General features: G+C 62.3%; 7 protein-coding genes. All 7 read right to left on the bottom strand.

All coding sequences use genetic code 11. From position 1 onward, the window contains the following. Positions 1–201 precede the first annotated feature (201 nt). The 7 genes from AB0J47_RS39190 to AB0J47_RS39160 all read right to left on the bottom strand — a co-directional run bounded on the left by AB0J47_RS39190 (position 202) and on the right by AB0J47_RS39160 (position 8,335). Positions 202–354 carry a hypothetical protein gene (locus tag AB0J47_RS39190; protein ID WP_364358721.1) on the bottom strand — a complete coding sequence of 51 codons (153 nt, stop codon included), beginning with the start codon at positions 352–354 and terminating at the stop codon, positions 202–204. A 593-nt stretch (positions 355–947) separates the two neighbouring features. Then, entirely contained in the window at positions 948–1,568 is a 621-nt protein-coding gene (locus tag AB0J47_RS39185) for a hypothetical protein (RefSeq protein ID WP_364358718.1), read from the bottom strand. 121 nt (positions 1,569–1,689) lie between these two features. Next, complete coding sequence (locus AB0J47_RS39180; protein ID WP_364358715.1) at positions 1,690–3,228, bottom strand: MFS transporter; 1,539 nt, start codon at positions 3,226–3,228, stop codon at positions 1,690–1,692. Positions 3,229–3,257: 29 nt separating this feature from the next. Next, positions 3,258–5,519, bottom strand: a complete 2,262-nt coding sequence (locus tag AB0J47_RS39175) for a hypothetical protein (RefSeq protein WP_364358712.1) — start codon at positions 5,517–5,519, stop codon at positions 3,258–3,260. A 449-nt stretch (positions 5,520–5,968) separates the two neighbouring features. Then, a complete protein-coding gene (locus AB0J47_RS39170) occupies positions 5,969–6,445 on the bottom strand; it encodes a substrate-binding domain-containing protein (protein WP_364358709.1) in 477 nt (158 codons plus the stop codon). A gap of 70 nt (positions 6,446–6,515) precedes the next feature. Then, on the bottom strand, positions 6,516–7,160 hold the full coding sequence (locus tag AB0J47_RS39165; protein ID WP_364358706.1) for a hypothetical protein: 645 nt from the start codon (positions 7,158–7,160) through the stop codon (positions 6,516–6,518). Beyond that, complete coding sequence (locus AB0J47_RS39160) at positions 7,157–8,335, bottom strand: cytochrome P450 (RefSeq protein WP_364358703.1); 1,179 nt, start codon at positions 8,333–8,335, stop codon at positions 7,157–7,159. Before AB0J47_RS39160 ends, AB0J47_RS39165 begins: the two co-directional genes overlap by 4 nt. Between the last annotated feature and the right edge of the window lie 26 nt (positions 8,336–8,361).

Raw genomic sequence — 8,361 nt, 5'->3', positions numbered from 1 at the left:
GAAGTTGCGTGAGTTGTTGGCGATGAGTGAGGAAGAGCGCCAACGGCCTTGGATCGAGCATCGCGAGCAATATCATGCTGCCGCGGGTTAGCGGGAGGCTCGTTGGGTGAGCTGCGGTGGACCTGATCGTGTCGAGGTGATGATCCGCAGGGCATGGAGGATCATCGTTGTGGCCGAGCGGGCACGGTCGGCACAGGGCGCTCATTGGTCTGACGCGTAGCCGCCGTGCCACCAGTGGCGCAGTATGGCGAGTTGCCGTTCGGTGAGGGGGCCGGCGAATTGTTCTTGGATTTTGTCGAGGTAGGCCAGTTCTTCGGCGGTCCATTTGCGGCGGTGCTCGGCGTTGTCGGTCAACGGTTGCTCGCTGGTGAGGTATCCGCTTGTTGCCGATCGTGGTGGCGAAGATCGCGCTGGCGTATTGCGTTTCGGCTTCGGCTCAGTGGTGGGCCCGCCATGTGCCGGGACATCGATCCGTATCCAGCCATTGCCGGACAACCTTTCCGAGGAAAACGAGGGGGCGGTCCGTGACCTGCGAGGCGGGTTCCGCGCAGTCATCGGTGACTTCGGAGAGGCGCAGACACGAGTTCGGCGGTGGCGACACGCTCGGTGATCAATCTCTCCTGATCAGGTCATCTTCTCGATCGCCCTCCTTGCATGCCGCAAGCTCGCTCAGGTAGCTGAATAGGGCTGCGGACGCTGCCCCCCGTTCCTGCACCGACGCGGTAAGGCTGAGCATGATCAAGGTGTCGCGCTGGAAGAACTGGTGATCGGAGTAGGGAACACCGAGCAGCAGGCAGATCACCAGAGCTCGGCCGTCAACCGCAGCAATTCATCTTGACTCGGTACACCCGCCGAACTCACCCCAACATTCTGCTCGAGGCCGGGAACTCACCGCACGAAAAATACCAACCACCTAGCGTGATCGAGCAGAAGCAGGGGCCCTTGGCTCAGCCAGTGCTGTGGCGTGACTTCGTTCTCCGAACCCATTGCGCGGTGGCCGCGATGGCCGAGAACATCGCCGTCGCACCGGCCAGCAGCGCGGTATCGGTGAGTTTCGCGGTCGAGAACTCGACCTTCCGTAGCCCTGGCACTGGATATTGTCCGTTGCCCGAGGCCCATCGGATCACGTAGCCGACTTGGGTCCCCGGGTCGGTGGGCGGACCGGAGCCGATCATGGAGCGCAGCTCCGGTCCACTCCCGTTGAGATAGACCAGCGTGAGCACGATGAAGAGCGCCACAGCTACTGCGGAAGCGGTCGTCAAACCGGCAAGGGCATTGGTGCGCGCCCGGATATTGATCAACACGGCGAAGATGGTCAGGAAGATCGCGATGGTGGCGAGGATGGCCCACTTGCCGCTGAGGTTGGAGTGGGCCGGTGGATTCTTCGACCAGAGACCCACGAGCGTGGTGGTGATGTGGGTTTGGCCGAAGGCATTGCTCCAGATCGTGCCGTCGGGGCCGCCCGTGGCGAGCCACGGCTTGAACAGCAGGGTGAATGTGATGCCGCTTCCGACTGCGGCGCACAGGTAACCCCAGTTGTCACGGAGCAGGGTCGCCAGTGGTTGCACCCTCGCGCGGAGTTTGGCGAAGTCGACCCGGCGTCTCCGAGTACCGCCCGCGGAGCTTGGCGTCGACCCTGCGTGTTGCTGCCGGTCTCGACTCGCTCGCCAAGGAGTTGGCTGCATCATCTCACTGATCCCTGTTCATTGGAGCGGTATATGACGTGCCGTCAGATATCGGCTCGCTGTTGGTAGGCGCAGATTGTTCCGATGGTTTCGCCACGGACAGCGGATCCGCGATGTCCTCCAGGGACCGACCTTCGGCGTTCACGCCGAAGAACCAGGCGACCAGACCACCGAAGATCATGAACCCGGCGCCGATGAGGTACCCCACTGTGAGCGGGAACCGGTCGGGACTCGGGTTGTCGGCGCCACCTACCAGATGTCCGAAGAGGAACGGCGCTACGACCCCGCCAGCGCCCTGCGCAATGGCGAAGAAGAACGAGATGGCTTGACCGCGCAATTCCAGCGGGAAGATCTCGCTGACTGTGAGATAAGCAGAGGACGCACCCGCCGAGGCGAAGAAGAAGATGACACACCAGAAGAGAGTCTGGGTGGTGGCGTCGAGAATGCCCGCATTGAATGCCCACGCGGAAACGAAAAGCAGGAAACCGGAGCCCAGATAGGTCGCGCAGATCATCTTCCGGCGACCGATACTGTCGAAGAGCGGGCCAAGTATCAATGGGCCGATCAAGTTACCGATCGCGAACGGGAAGAAATAGTATCCCGTGTGATCGGCTGGGACATCGTAGAAATTGATCAGCACCAAACCAACGGTGAAGAAGATCGCGTTGTACAGAAATGCCTGCGTGGCCATCATCGTGAAGCCGAGGAAGGAACGCGATGGGTAGCGGCCGAAGAAGATCCGAGCCATCTGGATATAGGAGAGCCGGTCGGTATCGACGATGTCGAGAGCTTTGCTGTCGTCGACCGGAGGCAGTTCGATGCCCTGCCCGCGGACTTGCGCTTCGATCTCATCGACGGTGCGTTCGGCTTCGGCGGCCCGGCCGTGGGTGAGCAGCCAGCGCGGGCTTTCGGGAATGTGGCGGCGCACGAAGATGATGATGAGTCCGAGGGCGGGTCCGATGAAGAAGCCGAGCCGCCATCCCCATTCGGTTGGCACGAATCGCTCGTTGAACAGGATCAGGCTGGCCGCCGCGCCCATTGCCGCGCCGCCCCAATAGGTTCCGTTGATCGCGATGTCCACGCGGCCCCGATACCTGGACGGCATGATTTCGTCGATGGCCGAGTTGATCGCGGTGTATTCGCCGCCGATTCCGGTGCCTGCGATGAAGCGGAACAGATACAGCGACCAGGAACTCCAGGCGAACCCGGCGAGACCACTGCCGATCAGGTAGATCGCCAGGGTTAGGATGAACAGTCGCTTGCGGCCTAGCCGGTCGGTGAGCCGGCCGAAGACGAGCGCGCCGACGACCTGTCCCGCCAGATACCACGACGCCATCGCGCCGACCTGCCCACTCGTCAGGTGAAGGGTGCCGTCATGCTGCAGGGGCCCGCCCATACTGCTGACGATCTGGATCTCGATACCGTCCAGAATCCAGGACACACCGAGACCGACGACAATGAGCCAGTGGAACTTCGTCCACGGTAGCCGGTCCATCCGGGCGGGCACGAGGCTCCGGATTACTTCTTTTTGCGATGTTGTCATTTGGCGATCACCCAACTTGTCGAATGAAATTAATTTGTCCACGGACCTATATTGGAACCTGCTAGCCGCAGATCGACATATGCGGCCCTATTCTTCCGCTGTATCGCTTGCTCGCGAATATTTTGATCGTCCGGGGTTCGGTAGTATTGTTCTCCCGTTGCAGATAGATCCCTGGAAAGCCGGTACGCAATGTATCTGCGGGTGTCCTCATCGGCTTGCGCAAACCTATTTGGTGTTACGACATTCTGAAATTCATCGTATGTCGCGTAGTTTCGCCGCACCGTATCCCAGACCAATGGATTGGTTTCCCAATCCGCATCACTGCGATTGCGCATGGGCCGGGGGCTGAGGCGGTAGAACAGTGCCGCGGATTCTGCAAATTGGGCATTGTGGGCGTTTCGCTCGGCGACGCCGTATTGCCGGGAGTTTTCGGCCAGGTCCAAGGCGGCGGCAACTCGTTTCAGTGGACCGTATTCCATCGGGTTGTCCTCGGCGGACTGCATGGTACGGGCATGAGCCTCGGCCGCCCATCTTCGACTTTCCCTGGGAAAGCGGGCGACAGCGAGGGCACCCATGGCGTCGGCGCGGTCGGCACCGAGACTGAGGATGGTCGTCATCGCTGCCGCAGCGGCTCGCGCGTTGGTGCCGTCGAAGTCGTCCACGGCAGCCCTGGCGGCCGCATCGTGCGCATTCTTTCCCAAGGTGAGTCGGGCCATCCAGCTTCCAGCGGCCCGCTGCGGTACGTTTCCCCGAAGCAATTCGTAATTCAGATAATTCATTTCTTGCATGTGCTTCGAGTAGTACGTCAAAGGCGATGACCGACCGAACATAAAGGACGCTACGGGGTTCGCGTTGAATTCGGCGATACCACGCAGTGCCGTTCCCATGGCGTGGCCCGGTGACAGCGAGTAGCGCAGGCTCGACTCGCCGATCCCGGTGGATGGGCCGCCAGCCGGGGCCGGCCTGCCCTCGAGCGCCGCACGAATCTTCTCGGCGGTCCGGCTCTGGCCACCGAGCAGGCTGAGATCGAGACGTCGCAGCAGTACGAAGCCTGCGATCAGCACGACCCCACCGACGAAGATCGCGGCCATACCGCTGTCGGGTGCCGATCTGAAGACATGGTCCAGCACAAGGGTGTAGCAACCGAGGTATGTGGTGTAGACCACCAGCGCTCCGGCATCGCCGACCATGCCGGCCAGATTGCGCACCAGAAATGCCTGAGTGGGGCCGTATATGAACCCGCCTGCGGCGAAACCGAAAACGGTGAGGATCGCGTGGAAGACCGACGACAGTGCGGCGAGCAAGATTTTGATCGAAAGGTAGGACATGAACAGCAGGAGAATGGTGCCGAAAATAAGAAGTGTCAGCCCGGTGCCGACCTGCCCTGGGCTCGGATTCATGATCTTGGCGTGGGCATAGGCGTCGCCGCAGTCGCGCATCCCGTGTGCGACCTGCGATTCACTGCCCGCCAGGATTCCGGACGACCAGGCCGTGCGACATCTCGGCGAATCGTCAATGACATGACCGAAATTCCATAACTGCAGCGGATGTCGAGCGAAATTGTCGGCCAAGGTGCTGTTCAGGTCGGCGACAATGGATCTGGAGTCCGGGTTGGAGTCGCCGTTGAGCCCCGCCGCGACCGAGATCCCGACGTCGCGCCCCTGGGCCAGCAGGCCGTTCGGCGACAGCACAGCGGCCAGCGGATGCGCGAGAAAGCCGACGCCGGCCACTGCGACCACCAGCATGACCACCACCTGTAGTACAGCCTTGGCGTGGTATCCGCGGACGACGAACCAAGCCACGAAGAATGCGCCGATCGATGCCGCCGCGGCCAGCACGATCGGGGTCGCGATCTGATCCCGTAGGCCGTCGGCGAGTGCGTTCAACGGCGTGCTGAGCCAATCGAGCCAGCGAAAGCTCACCACGAAGCCGGTCAGCCAGATCGCACTGATCACGATGACCATGAATACCGTGAAAAGCAGGCCCAGTATGGTCGCAAGCACCGCGTCCCGCGGGTGGAAAATGCTGCCCCCGTCGGTGGCGAACAGGTAGTCCGACAACGGAATTCCGGACGAGTCGCGGATATCCGTCCAGGCCAGCCCATCGATCGCGGATGTGCTCCTGCCGCCGGTAATCGTGTCCGCGCGCCCGACGGCAGCGCCGCCCGAGAGGGGCCAGATCGCCAGCAGAATCAGCAAGCTGATGAGGAGACGGACGGTGATGCGCCGGGGGCGGGTGGCGGCGGCCCAGACCCGACATCGTCGAAGTACGGCCCGTGGCGACCAGCTCATCGGATCCCATCCCTTGGACAGGTGACGAAGGGAGTCCGAATCAAGTCTCGGCAAGTGCTGTCGCATGTGGCTTCACCTCGCGCGAGTCTGGGGTGCCAGGTTGCATATTGGTTACGTCATCGTTGACGCACCATTAAACGTGCCGTTACTTGTTGGCTCAATGTATCGCGGCGTAACGGGTACTTTTGAGCAGTGGATAAGGGGGTCGTGAGAGCCCACCTGAGCCACGGCACACCAGTCGATTTGGATGCTCGTGTTCGCCCAGGCTGCCGCGCGGAAGGTGGCTGAACGAATTGGCTTGTGCGGGCGCCACGGCCGTGGTGGGTGCCGCTGCAACCGGCACGCCGGGCGATTGCTGCAGCACCGAACTGCCACTTCACCAGATCCGGCGCCGGTGCGGCCCCCGCGGAGCTTGCCCGGCGCATGAAACCGGCCAGGAGGCGAACAAACTATCGATCGGGAAGGATCTCTCCCGACCCTCGGGCGATGAGATGCACGGGCAAGGTGCTGGTCTGGGGCGCGGAGTCGTCTCCGTTGATACGTGCGAGGAGACGCTCGGTTGCGATTCTGCCCATGGCCGTGACGTTGGGGCCCACGACAGTGACCGCTGGGAGCAGCATGTCGGCGAGTTCGAAGTCGTCGAATCCGATCACCGCTCGCTCGTTGCTGAGTTGACGCACGTGCAGAGACCGGATGGTTCCGATAGTGCACCGATTGTTGAGTGCGAAGAAGACGGTCGGCGGGTCTGCCAGTTCGAGCAACTCATCGACGACAGTTTGTGCTTCGACAGTCTTCTCTACGCCGAGGCGAATGCGGTCTGTATCGGCACGAAATCGATAGTCCTCGAGCGCCGCATGGAAACGGCGCGACGTTCTGAGACCGTGTACAGGGATGCGGAGGCTCCGACCGCAGCGAGCCTCACGCACCGCGCATGGCTGCCGTGCTGCAGAACCATCAGCTTGCTGCAGCTGCCTGCCGGGCTGATGGGGACGCGGTTCAGCCTCGAGCGGGGGCGTGCCGCACGCTCCGCACCACGATCGCGCCGTAATCGCGGCTTGGCGGGTCCGGATAGTAGTTGGGGACGATGTGGCTTCGGTCGGGCACCAGATAGTTGTGCCCTCGGTACATCTCCAAGAAGGGATCGACCAGGCAGCCGCCGAGTGTGCGTAACACGTAGTCGGGGGCGTCTATCTCGCCGAAACGGCGGCAGTATGCGTCGTAGCCGGGGATCTTTGCTCCGGTGAGGACATAATCCAGTCCGTAGCGCTCGGCCAGCTCGACTGGGGTTTCCATCATCACCGCGTATGCTGTGCCGCCGCGTGCGGTGCGCTTCAGTGAGCCGGAAGCCAGGTAGATGGCGTTCGCGGTGTCAAGATCGATGACCGGATAGTAACCGTGACCGGTCACCGTGTCCCAATCGCTGAGTTCGGAAATGCGGTCCGCCTCATACCGCATGGGGAAGCCCATCAAGGTGCCGACGACCTCGCCGTGCTGTTCGAAGATCCAGAACCCCTCGGGATACGCACGAAGGCGAGCTGTCATCTGGTCACGGCTCGCTCGCTGAGATTCCTCCCAGTCTTGCTCGACAGCCATGATCTCGTCCAGGTCGTCCAACGTCGCCTGCCGCACCAGGATCGTCATCGTATCCCCCAGGTCACGGGAAGTTGCTCCAGGCCGTGCACGAATACGCCATCCTTCCATCGCAATGTATCGGGATCGACCGCGAACTCCAGTCGGGGGAAGCGCCGCACCACGGCGCTGATCGCGACCGTCGCCTCCAGTCTTGCCAGTGCGGCCCCGAGGCAGAAGTGCGGTCCGAGGCCGAACCCCAAGTGCCGGTTCGGTGTTCGGGTGATGTCGAACCGTTCGGGTTCGGGAAACTGCGCGTCATCATGATGTGCCGACAGCAGCGACGCGACGACCAATTCCTCGGCCGGAATGACCGTGCCCCGGAACTCGACATCGGTCAGCGAAAAGGCTCCGGTGCTGTTCTTCACCGGAGGGCAGTATCGCACCACCTCTTCGATCGCCGGTTCGATGAGCGCTGGTGTGGCACGCAGCCGCATCAGTTCCGCGGGATTCCGTAGCAGCGCCCACGCCGCGTTGCCGATGAGGTTTCCCGTCGTTTCGAAACCCGCGGCGATGAGCAAGAAGATCATGCTCATCAGTTCCACCGGCGACAGCCGGTCACGATGAGTCTGCGCCTCGATCAACGCACTGGTGAGGTCGTCGCGGCGCTGTCGGCGGCGTATCTCGAGGAATTTCTCGAGATACTGCTGGAACTCGATCGCCATGGTGCGCAGCGCGTCGAAATCTCCCTCCGACGGCGGAGCGATCAGGATCCTGGTCCACTCCCGGAACCGCTCCTGGTCTTCGATCGGTATCCCGATCAGCTCGGCTAGGACGGTGATCGGCAGCCGGAAGGCCAGTGCATCGAGCAGGTCCACCGACTCCTGCTGCTCGGCCTGGTCCAGCAGCCTGTCGGTGGCTGCGGCGACGTATGGACGGAGCTCGATGATCCGGTGCGGAGTGAACGCCTTGGCGACCAGGGCACGCAATCTTGTGTGCTCCGGGGGATCGGCGTAGAGCATGTGCTTGTCCAGTTGGTCGAATTCGGTCACCCGGAAGTACCTGGATCGCGCCGCGTCGGACAGCTTCCGCTTGTCCTTGCTGAAACGATTGTCGCGGAGCAGTTCGACGACGTCGGCGTAGCGGGTCACACGCCATTCGGGTGCTTGCTGGTGCGGGTTGAACAGGCGGATGATCGGCGCCTCGGACCGCATCCGCGCCAGTGTCGGCAGGGGATCGACACGCATCTGTTCACCCCACAGGTCGAACCGGT

It is taken from the genome of Nocardia sp. NPDC049737 (assembly GCF_040674755.1).
In the GTDB taxonomy this organism is placed as follows: Bacteria; Actinomycetota; Actinomycetes; order Mycobacteriales; family Mycobacteriaceae; genus Nocardia.
This window is presented reverse-complemented; position numbering and strand designations above follow the sequence as displayed.

Bases quoted from the DNA above. Each gene is read 5' to 3' on its own strand.
- AB0J47_RS39180 (WP_364358715.1), bottom strand. From the start codon at position 3,228: ATGACAACATCGCAAAAAGAAGTAATCCGGAGCCTCGTGCCCGCCCGG.
- AB0J47_RS39175 (WP_364358712.1), bottom strand. From the start codon at position 5,519: ATGAGCTGGTCGCCACGGGCCGTACTTCGACGATGTCGGGTCTGGGCC.
- AB0J47_RS39165 (WP_364358706.1), bottom strand. From the start codon at position 7,160: ATGACGATCCTGGTGCGGCAGGCGACGTTGGACGACCTGGACGAGATC.
- AB0J47_RS39160 (WP_364358703.1), bottom strand. From the start codon at position 8,335: ATGCGTGTCGATCCCCTGCCGACACTGGCGCGGATGCGGTCCGAGGCG.